This is a genomic window from Exiguobacterium acetylicum DSM 20416 (genome assembly GCF_000702605.1).
In the GTDB taxonomy this organism is placed as follows: Bacteria; Bacillota; Bacilli; order Exiguobacteriales; family Exiguobacteriaceae; genus Exiguobacterium_A; species Exiguobacterium_A acetylicum.
The window spans coordinates 1,540,870-1,555,924 of the sequence record NZ_JNIR01000001.1; the positions used below are offsets into that span (position 1 = coordinate 1,540,870).

Consider the following 15,055-nt stretch of genomic DNA (forward strand, 5'->3'; position numbering starts at 1 on the left):
CTTAGGCACGAGGATGTGCTTGTTGATAAACATGTCGTAATCGTTCCGTCGTTACGTGTGTGTACTGACCGGTCGTCGACAGCGATGCGTGTCCAAGTAACTCTTGGACTGCTCGCAAATCGGCGCCTCTTTCCAGTAAATCTGTCGCGAAACTATGACGAAGCGCATGTGGTGTCACATGTTTCCCAACAAGTTGTTCCCCTTTTTTCATGATTTTCCGAATCGCATCCGTCGTCAATCGACGCCCTGAATGAGACAAGAATAACGCTTGCTCATGACCTGCGACTGGATCTCGTGATGGTAAGTACAGTTCTAATGCATCTTTAGCAAAGGTTCCAATTGGTGCGATGCGTTCTTTCCCACCTTTTCCATACACATGGACGTAGGAGTGATCAGTCGCGAGATCACGAAGATCAAGTTGAACGACCTCGCTGACCCGCATACCCGTCGCATATAAAAGTTCTACTAACGCCACATTCCGGTTGCCAAGCGTATCACTCGATCGAAAGGCATCGAGGAAACGTTCATATTCCGTTGGAACGAGGAATGTCGGAAGTCCTTGTTGTCGTTTTGGTGCTTTTAATCCATCGAATGGATTAGGCTCATCGGTGTCACGTGTCAAAAAACGACCAAATTGTTTGAGGCAGGAAACTTTTTGTGCAATCGTCGCCCGCGCCAGCTCCTGATCGTAAAGAGCATACAAATAACGCCGTGCACTTGCCAATTCAATCGATCGTAACTGATGATCGCGGCAAAAAGCGGCGTATTGTCGAAGTGTTTGATCATAAGAGCGACCTGTATTCGGAGATAATTGACGTTCAATATGAACATACCGCATAAAATCTTCTAGCAGTCGCTCAAAAGCAGTGTCTATCCCCATGAATGCGCCCCCTTCTGACCATTTCATTCTCGAATCGCCCTTAGCATAGCACAGACCAAGTAGTCTGACAATAGACCAAAAACCGAAAAATTAACGAAATTATCGCGCTTTTATGACAAATTAAGAAATGGGGAGAAAGAGCGCTGAATCACGCCTTTCTCCCCATCAAAAATCACATATCCGTGAAATCTTTGATTGCTTCAAGTGCTCGCTCTGCGTAGAGCGCATACTTCTCAGGTTTTTTCATCCGAACCGGATGACCAACGAGTGCTGGTACCAATCCGAAGTTGGCATTCATTGGCTGGAAGTTCTTCCCTTCCGCCGTCGTGATATAGTGCGACATCGCACCCATCATCGTTTCCTGCGGGAACGTAACCGGTTCCGCCTCATTGACGAGACGTGCCGCGTTAATTCCTGCCGTTAAGCCGGACGCTGCTGACTCGACGTACCCTTCGACACCTGTCATTTGACCAGCAAAGAACAAGTCGTCACGTGTACGTGTCTGATACGTTGGCTTTAACAAATTCGGTGAGTTGACGAACGTGTTACGGTGCATGACACCATAACGGACGATTTCTGCATTCTCAAGACCAGGAATCAAGCGAATGATCCGCTTTTGTTCGCCCCATTTCAAATGTGTCTGGAAGCCGACAAGGTTGAACAATGTTCCAGCTGAGTTATCTTGACGCAATTGAACGACAGCATATGGCCGTTTGCCTGTCTTCGGATCTTCAAGTCCGACTGGCTTCATTGGTCCGAACAAGAGTGTTTTCGGTCCGCGAGAAGCGAGAACTTCAAATGGCATACAGCCCTCGAAGTAAATCTCTTTTTCAAATTCCTTCAGTGGAACAACTTCCGCATTGATCAGCTCATCATAGAAGAGCTGGAATTCTTCTTCCGTCATTGGACAATTCAAGTAGGCAGCTTCGCCTTTATCATATCGTGATTTCAGATAAACCTTCTCACGATCGATTGTGTCTCCATCGAGAATCGGTGCCGCTGCATCGAAGAAGTATAGATAATCTTCACCTGTGAATTGTTTAAGTGATTCCGATAATGCCGCACTCGTCAACGGACCCGTCGCGACGATCGTCGGACCATCTGGAATCGCTTCGATTTCTTCATGATGGACTGTAACGTTCGGATGGTTTTTCAACGTTTCCGTCACATATCCTGCGAAGTCGTGCCGATCGACAGCAAGTGCTCCACCTGCTGGAACGCTCGCTAAGTCTGCTGCTTTCATGATCAAGGAATCGAGCTGACGCATCTCTTCCTTTAAAACACCGACTGCGTTCGTTAACTGGTTCGCTCGAAGTGAGTTCGAACAGACGAGTTCAGCGAATTGGTCTGTATGGTGCGCGGGTGTCTGCTTGACAGGCCGCATTTCATATAAGTCTACTTGTACGCCGCGTTTTGCAAGTTGCCATGCTGCTTCAGAACCTGCAAGTCCCGCGCCGATTACCGTTACACGTTTCAACGGTCATTCCTCCTCTTGCTCCTGATCGATGCGTGTTTCATGATGTCCACAAGATGTACATTCTACTTTCACACCGTTCTTGATTTTCTTTTGTACCATCATACTGCTACATACCGGACATGGTTCTTCGACCGGTTTATCCCATGAGACGAACTCACATTCCGGATAGTTCGAACAACCGTAGAACAAACGTCCTTTTTTACTACGACGTTCGACGATGTCGCCCGTTCCACATGTCGGACACTTCACACCGATCTCGACTTGGATCGGTTTTGTGTTACGACACTCTGGGAAGTTCGAGCACGCCATGAACTTGCCATAACGTCCCATCTTGATGACCATCGGATGACCACAGACTTCACAATCTTCTCCAGCCGGTTCATCTTTGATTTCAATCTTCTCGATTTCTGCTTCTGCTCGTGTCAGACGCTTTGCAAAGGACTTGTAGATTGGATCGACGACTTCCGTCCACTGCATGTCACCTTTTTCGATCGCATCGAGTAAAGCTTCCATGTCTGCAGTGAACTGGACAGTGATGAACTCTTGGAAATAGTCGCTGATCATATCGATGACGAGTTCACCAAGTTCCGTTGGTAAGAATTTCTTCTCTTCAAGCGTCACGTAACCCCGTTTTTGAATCGTATCGAGCGTCGGCGCATACGTCGACGGACGACCGATGCCGAGTTCTTCCATCGCCCGGACAAGACGTGCTTCCGTATAACGTGGCGGTGGTTGGGTGAAGTGTTGTTTCGGTTCGATTGCTGATTGTTTTAACTCTTCCCCTTCATCGAGTGGAGGAAGTAATCCTTCCTTGACGTCTGAAACCGCCTCATCGTCCGTATCTTCGATGTAGACCTTCATGAAGCCTGGGAATTTAACGGTCGACCCGTTGGCACGGAAAGTGACGTCGTTCGAGACGAGATCGATCTTGACGGTATCGAGAATCGCTGGCGCCATCTGACTTGCGACGAACCGTTCCCAAATTAGTTTATATAAGCGGAACTGATCACGCGATAAATACGATTTGACGAGTTGTGGCTCGCGCATCGTCGAAGTCGGACGAACTGCTTCGTGCGCATCTTGTGAGTTCGCTGATTTTTTTTCTTTGCGTTTCTCGCTTGCGATGTATTCTTTTCCGTACGCCTGCTCAATGAACCCGTGTGCTTCAAGGTTCGCCGAATCTGACGTCCGTGTCGAATCGGTACGCATATACGTGATCAAACCGACTGTACCTTCTTTTCCAATCTCGATTCCTTCGTATAGCTGTTGTGCGATCATCATCGTCTTCTTTGCTCGGAAGTTCAGCTTACGTGCTGCTTCCTGTTGCAGGGAACTCGTCGTAAACGGTAACGCCGGATTCCGTTTCCGCTCTTTTTTCGTGACGGAATCAACTGTGAAGTCTTCCGAGAGTTGATTCAAGATTTGATCGACTTCTTCTTGCGAATGAAGTTCACGCTTCTTGCCATCGACTCCATAGAAGTTCGCTTCGAGCTTTTCACCGTTTGCATCGAGTTCGAGTTTGATCGTCCAGTATTCTTCAGGCATGAACGCGTTGATTTCTTGTTCCCGATCAATGATCATCTTGACGGCAACGGATTGAACGCGTCCCGCAGATAACCCTTTTTTAATCTTCTTCCATAATAACGGACTCATGCTGTAACCAACAAGGCGGTCCAAGATACGACGGGCTTGCTGTGCATCGACAAGATCATAGTTGAGCTTGCGTGGTCGCTTGAACGAATCCTTGATGGCATCTTTCGTGATTTCATTGAAGACGACGCGGCACTCCGTTGATTCATCAACGCCTAATGCTTTGGCTAAATGCCATGCGATCGCTTCCCCTTCACGGTCGGGGTCGGCTGCGAGATAGATTTTTTGTGCTTTTTTCGCAGCTGTCTTGAGTTCTTTTAAGACCGGACCTTTACCACGGATCGTGATATATTTCGGTTCATAGTCATGTTCGACGTCGACTCCCATTTGGCTTTTCGGCAAGTCAATGACGTGCCCCATCGACGCTTTCACGGTATAGTTGGATCCGAGATAACGTTTGATGGTTTTTGCCTTAGCGGGTGACTCGACGATTACTAGATATTTTGCCATTGCAATCGCTCCCTATTAGAGGCGTACTCGTATTTTAATCTCACTTATCATAGTAGTCTCGATTCCCATTTGTCAACGTTCAGCCGAATACTTTTTGAAACTTCTTCCGGATTAAGGAGTGGAATCGCTCCTTCTGCGATCAATTGATTCGTTCCGGTAAAGAACGATTCAGTTGGACAACCCGGCAAACAATAGACATCTTTTCCTTGATCAAGTGCGTGACTTGCAGTATTCATCGTACCGCTTCGTTTCGCCGCTTCGACGATGATCAACGAGGAGGACAATCCGGCGATGATGCGATTCCGTTCTAGAAATTGAAATTTTTGAATAGGAGTTCCGGATGGATATTCGGAGAGAAGAAGACCGTTTGAGAGGATCCGTTCAAAAAGAGTAGCATGGGAAGTGGGATATAGACGATCAAGTCCGCCAGCAAGAACCGCAATCGTTGTTTGCTGATGTTTTAAGGATAGACGATGAACGAGGGCATCGATGCCATAGGCACCTCCGGAAACGGTGGCGAGATCGGGGTGAAAGAAGGGTTGCAGGAAACGCATGCGGGAAAGGTGTTGCGGTGAAGGGGTTCGACTACCGATGATACTGACGCGTGGAAGAGTTAGGCGGGACGGGTCACCGCGGTAAAAGAGGGCATAGACAGGTTGAGGGATCGTCAGTAACACAGTCGGAAACAGCCGATCTCCTTTGACTAGAATCGACTCTTCGATCCAATCAAGCTGTAGTGCTTGTTCATACCGTTTTCGAAGACGCGTCGAAACGGGTAATTCATGACTTGGAACGATTCCGAATTGCTCAATCAATCGGACGATCGTGTAGGGTACCTGACACATGGCGAAGCGGACATACAGTTCACGTTTCATGAGATCAGCGCTCCTTATTTAAGCTTCTTATTTATATAGAAGAAAGCCGTCCTGATTTGATCAGGACAGCTTCTTTTTTTGATTTATTTGACTGTGCTGTTCGTCACGCACTCGTCATAGATCCCTGCTTCTTTGATGACACGGATTAACGTCTCACCAATGACAGCTGGTGTTTCTGCTACTTCGATTCCGTTTGCACGGAGTGTCTTGATTTTTTCAGCAGCTGTTCCTTTACCGCCAGAGATGATCGCACCTGCGTGACCCATCCGTTTGCCGGCAGGAGCTGTTTGACCACCGATGAAACCAATGACTGGTTTCGTCATGTTCGCTTTGACCCACTCAGCCGCTTCTTCTTCAGCTGTTCCACCGATTTCCCCTAACATGATGACAGCTTTTGTTTCTGGATCTTCATTGAACGCTTTGAGCGTATCGATGAAGTCCGTTCCATTGACCGGGTCGCCCCCGATACCAACAGCTGTCGATTGACCGATGCCTGCTGTCGTCAATTGATGGACAGCTTCATATGTCAAAGTCCCAGAACGTGAGACGATACCGACATGACCTGGTGTATGGATATATCCTGGCATGATACCAAGCTTCGCGACACCTGGAGTGATGACGCCAGGGCAGTTCGGTCCAATAAGACGAACTGGTTTGCCTTCGAGGTAACGTTTTACTTTGACCATATCAAGAACTGGAATACCTTCCGTGATACAGATGATCAACGCGATGCTCGCATCTGCTGCTTCCATGATTGCATCCGCTGCGAATGCTGGTGGAACGTAGATGATCGATGCGTTCGCACCCGTTTTTTCGACCGCTTGTGCGACCGTATCAAAAACAGGAACACCACCGAGTACTTCCGTACCGCCTTTTCCTGGTGTGACACCGCCTACGAGGTTTGTGCCGTAGTCGATCATCTGTTCACCGTGGAACATCCCTTGGTTACCAGTAATCCCTTGAATAATGACTTTCGTCGATTCGTTCACCCAAATACTCATCTTTAGCTCCCCCTTACTTCACGAGCGCAGCGATTTTTTCTGCGCCGTCTGCCATTGATGTAGCTGCTGTAATCGCTAGACCTGAATCTTTGAGAATTTGTTTCCCTGCATCAACGTTCGTCCCTTCAAGACGAACGACGAGTGGCAATTCGAGACCGACTTCTTTTGTCGCCGCAACGATACCTTCTGCGATGACGTCACATTTCATGATTCCACCGAAGATGTTGACGAAAATCCCTTTGACGTTCTCATCTGATAAGATCAGTTTGAATGCTTCTGTAACTTTCTCTTTTGTCGCACCACCACCGACATCGAGGAAGTTTGCAGGATCACCACTGAAGTGTTTGATGATATCCATCGTTGCCATGGCAAGACCCGCACCATTGACGAGGCAACCGATGTTTCCATCGAGCGCGATGTAGTTCAAATCACTTTTCGACGCTTCGACTTCACGTGGATCTTCTTCTGTTTCATCACGTAACGCTACGATATCCGCATGACGATACAACGCGTTTGAATCGAAGTTCAACTTTGCATCTAATGCAAGGACTTCGCCATCCTTCGTCGTAACGAGTGGGTTGATTTCTGCGATCGAACAATCCTTGTCGACGAAGAAGTTGTAGAGTTTTGTGACCATACCGACGAACTTGTTGACGAGCTTCACTGGAACACCCATTGCGAACGCAAGTTTACGCGCTTGGAATCCTTGAAGACCAACCGCAGGATCAACGACTTCTTTGATGATTTTTTCTGGTGTCGCTTCCGCCACCTCTTCGATGTCCATACCACCTTCGCTTGATCCCATGATGACAACACGTCCTGTCACACGATCAAGTACGATTCCAAGATAGTATTCTTTGTCAATCGCACAACCTTCTTCGACGAGAAGACGTTGAACGACTTTTCCTTCTGGACCTGTTTGGTGCGTGACGAGCGTTTTGCCGAGTAACTCCGTCGCATATTCCTTCACTTCTTCTTGCGATTTCGCAAGCTTGACGCCACCTGCTTTACCGCGTCCCCCCGCGTGAATTTGAGCTTTGACGACTTTAATCGGGCCTGACAATTGTTCTGATGCATCGACCGCCTCTTCGACGGTGAAGGCTGCGATTCCGTTTGGTACGGGTACACCGTACGAACGAAGTAATTCTTTTGCCTGATACTCATGTACATTCATGAAAAAATCCCCCTTAACCCCTTTAGTTTCGGCTCTTTCATTGTAGTTAAAATTGGAAGCGCTGTCTATCGTTATCGACCGAAAGCTTTATTTTTTCAGAATTTCATCTTGATCGAGACGATATAAAAAGGCGAATAACTCAGCGATGACACCGTACAATTCTTCTGGAATCTGTTCCGATACTTGGACAGCGTCTAGTAACGTCATCAACGTTTCGTCCTGTCGGATGGGAATATCATGTTTCAATGCCTCTTCTAAAATCCGTTCCGCGATATGTTCCGATCCCTTAGCGACGACTTTTGGGGCATGCATCTGTTCTTCGTATGATAGAGCTATTGCTTTTTTCATATATGAAGATCCACCCTTCCATTACGCGTTGAGATATCATGCGGTACGCGCTCTTTCGTCTGTTCGACCCAATCGAATCGCGTCAATACATAGCCTTGTTCCTCTAAACGAGTCTGGATTTGCGGTGTGTAGGCTTGCATGAACGTATCGACGTGCGCATTCGGATGAAAAACGGAAATCGAAACATTCCGGTCTGCGATCAAGACGTCAACAGCGACCTCACCGAGCGCCGGTAATTGAAGATACAACACGACGCGGGCATGATTTGGATCAAACGTCCGTTCGAACGGTGCTTCCATCATGAGATCGACATCTTCGAAAGGTCCAAATTGAGGTAATTGAAATAAATAGACTCCTTTCCCTGCTTCGTTTGTTGCTTGAACGAGTTGTTGCGCTAAAATCTGATCACTCGTCTTTCGATCAAGCGTTCGACCTGTCTCGTCACCCTTTGCCAGTTGAACGAGTTCGGTAAGAGCGTGCTTTAGCTGCTTTGCTTCTCCTTCTGTTACCGGTTGACCGATTTGCTTTAGGAGTTCACGTGTTTCCGCAGTCGGTACCGTCTGACGCTGTAAAAAGGAATCGAGTAACTGTGGTAGAGCCGACTTTTGCGGAACAGACTCGGTCGAGATGATTTTTAAGACCGGTTGTCCCTCTGCTGAAACGACTTGAAAGCGATACATGTTCCCTTCTTTTAGTTCAGCCGTTGTCCCAGCCGTCAAGACGCGTTGACCGACTTGGAGTTCCATCAATCCGTCCGGCAACAGTTTCAATACTTTACCGACGATGTTTGCTCCTTCCCGTAACGGCAGGTTCGCATGATCGATGATTTTAAATGGAAGTAAGGCACGATGTTCGATTTGCATGCTCGATCCCTCCTAGAGACGTTCTTTGACAGGACGGAATGTTTTCCGGTGAATCGGTGTGACGCCCAGTGTATCGAGCGCTTGTAAATGTATCGGTGTTCCGTAACCTGCGTGTGTTTCAAATCCGTATCCCGGATACTCGATCGCGTATTGTTCCATCATCGCATCTCGTGTCTCTTTCGCAACGACACTTGCAGCAGCAATTGAGACACTTCGCGCATCTCCTTTGATGAGAGAGAGTTGTGGTATATCGTCGTCGAGTGTCATCGCATCGACGAGTAAGGCATCCGGTTGCAATTGACGTAGAGCATTTTGCATCGCCTGTTTCGATGCTTGATAGATATTGATTTCGTCGATTTCAGCCGGTTCGATGATGCCGATCGCAATCTCAGCAACTTCTTGCAAATGCTTAAGTGCCGCTTGTCGCTGTACTTTACTCATCTGTTTTGAATCCGTTAGTCCCGGATGATAGAAACCGTCTGGTAAGATGACAGCTGCTGCGACGACAGGACCAGCTAGTGGACCTCGTCCGACTTCGTCCACTCCTGCAATTCGAACGTACCCTTGTTGACGATATTCGTCTTCAAATGCGAGTCGTTCCTTGAAATCGATCCGTTGCTGCTCTTCGAGCGCAAATCGTCGCTCTGTCTGACGAAACAGTGTATGCACCCCTTTTCGCGCATCTGTCGCCAGTTCCTGCTTCAGTTGAATAAATTCTTCTAGTGTTGCTTTTTGCAATCGTTCTTTTAATTCGGCTATTTTCATACACCCTGCTCCTTTGAAAAAAACTTGGACATCAAAGGATGTCCAAGTCCGTTATGCATTCGTTTCCCACTCTTCGACTGTTTCAAGCGTCACCCGACCGAGCTTTTCCGTTCGCAATTCATGCAGGAGCATTTCGCTCGTCCGCTCGAAATCGACATAACCCCCTGAGACGAAACCACGCTTTTTACCGATTGCTTCGAGTACATCAACCGCTTCTCCCGATACTTCGTCGAGTCGATAACGCTCACGTAACTGCTCCGGATACCGTGTCTTTAGCTCACGAAGGGCAAATAGCGCGATATCGTCGATGTTTAAGATATCATCTTTGATCGCTCCTGTTGCTGCTAGACGATAGCCGACGACTTGATCGTCGAACTTCGGCCAGAGAATACCTGGTGTATCGAGTAATTCCATCTCACCTGTTTTCATCTTGATCCACTGCTGGCGTTTCGTCACACCTGGACGGTCACCGGTGATGGCGATATTTCGGCCGGCAAGTCGATTGATGAGCGTCGATTTCCCGACGTTTGGAATACCAATGATCAAGGCACGAATCGCACTCGGATTCCGACCTTTCTCCCGCATCCGTGCATGTTTTTCTTTCATTAGTCGTAAAGCGCCCTCATGGATTTGATTCAATCCTTTATTGTGCTTCGCATCAACCGCGACGACATCGACACCATCTGCTCGTAATGCCTGCATCCATTGTTCCGTCACTCGTTTGTCTGCCATATCCGCTTTGTTGAGGACAATCAATCGCGGCTTACCTGCCGTGATCTGTTCGACCATCGGATTACGGCTCGACATCGGAAGACGTGCGTCGACGAGTTCGATCACCACATCGATCAACTTTAATTTTTCTGTGACTTCCCGACGTGCTTTGGCCATGTGACCGGGGAACCATTGAATCGTCATATCCTTCACCTCGTTCATATATTCCTGGACTTCTTGCTGATCATACGATACATGAAAAAAACATCCACTCCCTAGTATACGCAACTTAAGACGAGAAAAGAAGATGAGCTGCTTACTTTTAACGGCAAGCGTCTCATCTTCTTTCGTTTTAATCGACAGAGCGTACATCATTGAATGGATAGAAGACGAAGTTCGTCGTTCCGACGATTTGTTCTTCATCCACGAAACCGATATCACGACTATCTTTTGAATTTTGACGGTTGTCTCCCATGACGAATACTTTCCCTTTCGGAACAGTCGTTTCACCTGTTCGCTCTTCAAGCGTGAAGTCTTCCGTCAATGGCACACCACTCATCTGGGCTTTGTATTCTTTCAAATACGGTTCAGCTACTTTCTTATCGTTGACATACAACGTATCGTCTTTGTAATACATCGTATCTCCTGGAACAGCGATGACCCGTTTGATGTAATCTCGAGTTTCCGTTGCATGGAAGACGACGATATCGCCTCTTTCTGGTTCATTAAAATAGTACGGGACCTTATTAACGATCATTCGATCCGCATTGTGTAAGGTTGGCATCATCGATTCCCCATCAACGATGACGGGTACGAACAGGAACGTTCGAATGATGAACGCGATGACGAGCGCTACGACGAGCGCCTTTACCCAACTGAATAACTCCTTCACGAATTCCACTCCCTTGATTAACGCAATTTCTTCCTAAGGACTAGTATACGCATAAACGGCAAAAAAAGAAGCTTGTCCGGAGACAAGCCACTTTTTCACATGATTAACGACGAATTTCTTTAATACGCGCCGCTTTACCACGAAGGTTACGGAGGTAGTAAAGTTTCGCACGACGGACTTTACCGTAGCGAACGACTTCGATTTGTGCAACACGTGGTGAGTGGAGCGGGAATGCACGCTCAACGCCAACTCCGTAAGAAATTTTACGGACTGTGAATGTTTCACTGATGCCGCCACCGTGACGTTTGATGACTACGCCTTCGAAGAGCTGAATACGCTCACGCGTACCCTCGACGACTTTAACGTGTACACGGACTGTATCCCCAGGACGGAACGCAGGGACGTCTGACTTGATTTGTTCTTGTGTAAGTTCACGGAACAATTGTTGTGTGTTCATGAATGATTTCTCCTTTTTTCACCAATGTTCTTATCTTCATTTGCTTCAAGCATCCGACAGCGGAACATCGTTAATGGGTGGCTTTTGCCACATGTTTTAACTTATCATAGATTCAGTCGTTTGACAATCCTGAAATCGAGTCTAAATAATGCTGATCTTCTTCTGTTAACGGTGCATCAACGAGGAGATCGGGACGACGCTCATATGTCCGTTTTAGCGACTGTTCCCGTCGCCATTTTTCAATCCGGGCATGGTTGCCTGATAACAAGACATCGGGTACGCGGTGCCCTTTATATTCTGCCGGACGTGTATAATGCGGATATTCAAGTAGCCCCGTCGAGAAGGAATCATCTTCGTGACTCGCAGATGCACCGAGGACGTCCGGTAAAAGTCGGACGACAGCATCGATCATCGTCATCGCAGCAAGTTCTCCTCCCGTCAAGACAAAGTCTCCGAGCGAGACCTCATCCGTCACCAACTGATCATGAATTCGCTGATCAAACCCCTCATAGTGACCACATAAGAAGACTAGTTCTTCTTCGTTTGCCCACTCTTCTGCCATCCGTTGCGAAAAACGTTTACCGGTCGGTGTCATGACGATGATTCGTCGTTTTCGTTCCGGCAGGCTCGCCATCGCATCGAAGACGGGTTGAGGTGTCAACAGCATGCCAGCTCCTCCACCATATGGATAATCATCGACCTTACCATGCCGATTCGTTGAAAAGTCCCGAAAATTGATTGTTTCGAGCATGACGCGTTCATCGTCTTGCGCTCGCTTGACGATCGAATGATCGAGCGCTGAAAACATTTCTGGAAACAGCGTCAACACACGGATGTTCATTCTTCGATCAGTCCCGGAAGCGGCGTGATTTGGATGCGTTTCTGTTCGACATCAACGGAAGCAACGACTTGTTCAATATACGGAATCAAGACATCCTTTTTCCCATCGCGTTTGATCGTCCAGACATCGTTCGCTCCTGTCTCGAGAATATCGGAGACGACACCAATTTTCGTCTCACCGTCGTAGACCGTACAACCGATGATTTCATGATAGTAAAATTCATGTTCGTCTAAGTCCTGCAAGTCTTCTGCGTGGACATAGAGTTTCAATCCTTTATACTTCTCGACATCATTGATATGATGCATCCCTTTGAACGTCACCATGATGAATTGTTTATGTTTTCGGTAGCCACTGATTGTTACCGGTGTATACGTGCCTTCAGAGCCGAGAAAGACTTCCTTCCCGACTTTAAAGCGTTCCTCCGGGAAATCCGTGCTCGCGAGTAACTTCAATTCCCCTTTTAGACCGTGCGTATTAGCGATTTTCGCAATTTCCAACCATTCCATTCGTTTCACTTCCTTTCTTGAATTAAAAAAAGGAGGTAAGCTTTCGCTCACCTCCTAACGTCTTACTTCGCGAGTTTCGCGTTGTGGAATTTCTCCATGATACCAGCTTGTGAGAAGAGGTTACGAACTGTGTCCGAAGGTTTAGCACCTTCAGAGAGCCATTTAAGAGCTAGCTCTTCGTTGATTTTAACTTCTGCTTCTGGTTTAGCAACTGGATTGTAGTATCCGATTTGCTCGATGAAACGACCATCACGTGGTGCACGTGAGTCTGCTACTACCACACGGTAGAAAGGTGATTTTTTTGCGCCCATGCGCTTAAGACGAATTTTAACTGCCATTCGTAAGTCCCTCCAAATAATAAATAATTTTTTCGTTTAGTCAAATTGACAACTTCATTAGTATACAACGTTACAGCGAAAGAGAAAAGACTTTTAAAAGAATGGAAGGCCAAAGCCTTTCTTTTTCCCTTTGCCCATCTGTCCGGAAAATTGTTTCATCATTTTCCGCATGTCTTCAAACTGTTTAATGAGACGGTTGACTTCTTGGATACTGCGTCCGCTACCGCGGGCAATCCGCTTCCGGCGACTCGCATTCAAGATTTCAGGTTCAGTCCGCTCTCGTTTCGTCATCGATTGGATGATCGCTTCGACATACACGAGTTGCTTCTCATCGATTTGGGCGTTTTTCAACCCCTTCATCTTCCCTTTACCTGCCCCAGGGATCATTCCCAACAGTTCGTCGAGTGGACCCATCTGTTTCACTTGCTGCAACTGCTCGATGAAATCATCGAATGTAAACGATGCATCGCGCATTTTGCTTTCTAACTCTTTGGCACGCGTAGCGTCCATTTGTGACTCTGCTTTTTCAATCAGTGTCAGCATGTCTCCCATGCCTAGAATCCGAGACGCCATCCGCTCGGGATAGAATGGTTCGATGGCATCGAGCTTCTCTCCAAGACCGACGAACTTAATCGGTGCTCCGGTGACTGCCTTGATGGAGAGTGCTGCACCACCTCGCGTATCTCCGTCGAGCTTCGTCAGAACGACTCCCGTTACGCCAAGCTTCTCGTTGAAGCTCTCTGCGACGTTGACAGCATCCTGACCCGTCATCGAATCGACGACAAGGAAGATTTCATGCGGTTTGGCGATCTCCTTCACATCAACGAGTTCCTGCATCAGTTCCTCATCGACGTGTAAGCGACCTGCCGTATCGATCAACACGATATCGTGATGATGCTCTTTTGCATAATCGAGTGCACCGGTAACGATTTCTTGCGGACTGACCTGATCTCCCATCGAGAAGACCGGTAACTCCAATTGTTTTCCGAGTGTCTCTAATTGTTTGATTGCTGCCGGACGATAAATATCCGCTGCAACAAGCAAAGGACTACGATTATGTTTTTTACGTAAATGATTGGCAAGTTTACCAGTTGTCGTTGTTTTACCTGCCCCTTGCAGACCCGTCATCATGATGACGGTCGGAGGACGGTTCGCAAGCGTCAATGGTGACACTTCTGCACCCATCAGATTCGTCAATTCATCACGGACGATTTTGACGACTTGTTGCCCTGGCGTCAAAGACGTCATGACATCCTGTCCGACGGCGCGTTCCTTTACATCATTTACGAATTGTTTGACGACTTTGAAGTTGACGTCGGCTTCGAGTAGCGCTAAGCGAACTTCGCGCATCATCTCTTTGACGTCTGCTTCAGAAATCTTACCTTTACCTCGCATTTTAGCGAGACTGGCTTGAAGCCGTTCCGATAATCCTTCGAATGCCATTAAGAATGCCTCCTACTCTAATTGCTCCAATGTCTCAATGATCACTAGGGCTTCACCCGGAAGGTCGCATTGCTTCAGCTGATCGAGTAACTGCTTTCGCCGTTCGTGTTTCTTGAACAGGGATAGTCGTTCTTCATACTGCTCGAGCATGGCTTCCGTGCGTTTTATGTTGTCGTAGACTGCTTGTCGGCTGACTTCAAACTCATCGGCGATCTCACCTAAGGAAAAGTCATCTAAGTAATAGAGTGACATGTAATTCCGTTGTTTTGGCGTCAAAAGCTCCTGATAAAAGTCAATCAGATAATTCATCCGGTTCGTTTTATCAAGTGTCATCCGAGCACCTCCGCAATGTTAAGTGAAATTCCTTTACAGATAGTATAGTAC

At 47.4% G+C, this 15,055-nt stretch carries 17 protein-coding genes; all 17 read right to left on the reverse strand.

Going from position 1 to position 15,055, the window contains the following annotated elements; translation table 11 throughout:
* Position 1 precedes the first annotated feature (1 nt).
* The 17 genes from P401_RS0108400 to P401_RS0108480 all read right to left on the reverse strand — a co-directional run bounded on the left by P401_RS0108400 (position 2) and on the right by P401_RS0108480 (position 15,004).
* Positions 2 to 880 (reverse strand): tyrosine recombinase XerC, encoded by an 879-nt coding sequence (locus tag P401_RS0108400; protein ID WP_023468728.1) that lies wholly within the window; start codon positions 878 to 880, stop codon positions 2 to 4.
* A gap of 172 nt (positions 881 to 1,052) precedes the next feature.
* Positions 1,053 to 2,357: an FADH(2)-oxidizing methylenetetrahydrofolate--tRNA-(uracil(54)-C(5))-methyltransferase TrmFO gene (gene trmFO, locus P401_RS0108405; RefSeq protein WP_029342081.1), complete on the reverse strand. Its 1,305-nt coding sequence runs from the start codon at positions 2,355 to 2,357 to the stop codon at positions 1,053 to 1,055.
* Positions 2,358 to 2,360: 3 nt separating this feature from the next.
* Positions 2,361 to 4,457 carry a type I DNA topoisomerase gene (gene topA, locus P401_RS0108410; RefSeq protein ID WP_029342082.1) on the reverse strand — a complete coding sequence of 699 codons (2,097 nt, stop codon included), beginning with the start codon at positions 4,455 to 4,457 and terminating at the stop codon, positions 2,361 to 2,363.
* Between the two features lie 47 nt (positions 4,458 to 4,504).
* Entirely contained in the window at positions 4,505 to 5,332 is an 828-nt protein-coding gene (gene dprA, locus P401_RS0108415) for a DNA-processing protein DprA (protein ID WP_029342083.1), read from the reverse strand.
* Between the two features lie 83 nt (positions 5,333 to 5,415).
* Entirely contained in the window at positions 5,416 to 6,333 is a 918-nt protein-coding gene (gene sucD, locus P401_RS0108420) for a succinate--CoA ligase subunit alpha (RefSeq protein ID WP_029342084.1), read from the reverse strand.
* 13 nt (positions 6,334 to 6,346) lie between these two features.
* A complete protein-coding gene (gene sucC, locus P401_RS0108425; protein WP_023468732.1) occupies positions 6,347 to 7,507 on the reverse strand; it encodes an ADP-forming succinate--CoA ligase subunit beta in 1,161 nt (386 codons plus the stop codon).
* Between the two features lie 87 nt (positions 7,508 to 7,594).
* Entirely contained in the window at positions 7,595 to 7,855 is a 261-nt protein-coding gene (locus P401_RS0108430) for an EscU/YscU/HrcU family type III secretion system export apparatus switch protein (RefSeq protein ID WP_023468733.1), read from the reverse strand.
* Positions 7,852 to 8,718: a flagellar hook-length control protein FliK gene (locus tag P401_RS0108435; RefSeq protein ID WP_029342085.1), complete on the reverse strand. Its 867-nt coding sequence runs from the start codon at positions 8,716 to 8,718 to the stop codon at positions 7,852 to 7,854. Before P401_RS0108435 ends, P401_RS0108430 begins: the two co-directional genes overlap by 4 nt.
* A 12-nt stretch (positions 8,719 to 8,730) precedes the next feature.
* Positions 8,731 to 9,483 carry a ribonuclease HII gene (locus P401_RS0108440; protein WP_029342086.1) on the reverse strand — a complete coding sequence of 251 codons (753 nt, stop codon included), beginning with the start codon at positions 9,481 to 9,483 and terminating at the stop codon, positions 8,731 to 8,733.
* Positions 9,484 to 9,534: 51 nt separating this feature from the next.
* On the reverse strand, positions 9,535 to 10,398 hold the full coding sequence (gene ylqF / locus P401_RS0108445) for a ribosome biogenesis GTPase YlqF (protein ID WP_029342087.1): 864 nt from the start codon (positions 10,396 to 10,398) through the stop codon (positions 9,535 to 9,537).
* Between the two features lie 148 nt (positions 10,399 to 10,546).
* On the reverse strand, positions 10,547 to 11,086 hold the full coding sequence (lepB, locus tag P401_RS0108450; protein WP_034786034.1) for a signal peptidase I: 540 nt from the start codon (positions 11,084 to 11,086) through the stop codon (positions 10,547 to 10,549).
* 103 nt (positions 11,087 to 11,189) lie between these two features.
* The gene (gene rplS / locus P401_RS0108455) at positions 11,190 to 11,543 is read right to left on the reverse strand and encodes a 50S ribosomal protein L19 (protein WP_023468738.1); all 354 of its coding nucleotides are present in this window, start codon (positions 11,541 to 11,543) and stop codon (positions 11,190 to 11,192) included.
* Between the two features lie 112 nt (positions 11,544 to 11,655).
* Positions 11,656 to 12,384: a tRNA (guanosine(37)-N1)-methyltransferase TrmD gene (gene trmD / locus P401_RS0108460; RefSeq protein ID WP_029342089.1), complete on the reverse strand. Its 729-nt coding sequence runs from the start codon at positions 12,382 to 12,384 to the stop codon at positions 11,656 to 11,658.
* Complete coding sequence (gene rimM / locus P401_RS0108465) at positions 12,381 to 12,890, reverse strand: ribosome maturation factor RimM (protein ID WP_023468740.1); 510 nt, start codon at positions 12,888 to 12,890, stop codon at positions 12,381 to 12,383. Before rimM ends, trmD begins: the two co-directional genes overlap by 4 nt.
* 62 nt (positions 12,891 to 12,952) lie before the next feature.
* Positions 12,953 to 13,228: a 30S ribosomal protein S16 gene (rpsP, locus tag P401_RS0108470; RefSeq protein ID WP_023468741.1), complete on the reverse strand. Its 276-nt coding sequence runs from the start codon at positions 13,226 to 13,228 to the stop codon at positions 12,953 to 12,955.
* A 93-nt stretch (positions 13,229 to 13,321) separates the two neighbouring features.
* Complete coding sequence (gene ffh, locus P401_RS0108475; RefSeq protein WP_029342090.1) at positions 13,322 to 14,671, reverse strand: signal recognition particle protein; 1,350 nt, start codon at positions 14,669 to 14,671, stop codon at positions 13,322 to 13,324.
* 12 nt (positions 14,672 to 14,683) lie between these two features.
* Complete coding sequence (locus P401_RS0108480; protein ID WP_023468743.1) at positions 14,684 to 15,004, reverse strand: putative DNA-binding protein; 321 nt, start codon at positions 15,002 to 15,004, stop codon at positions 14,684 to 14,686.
* Between the last annotated feature and the right edge of the window lie 51 nt (positions 15,005 to 15,055).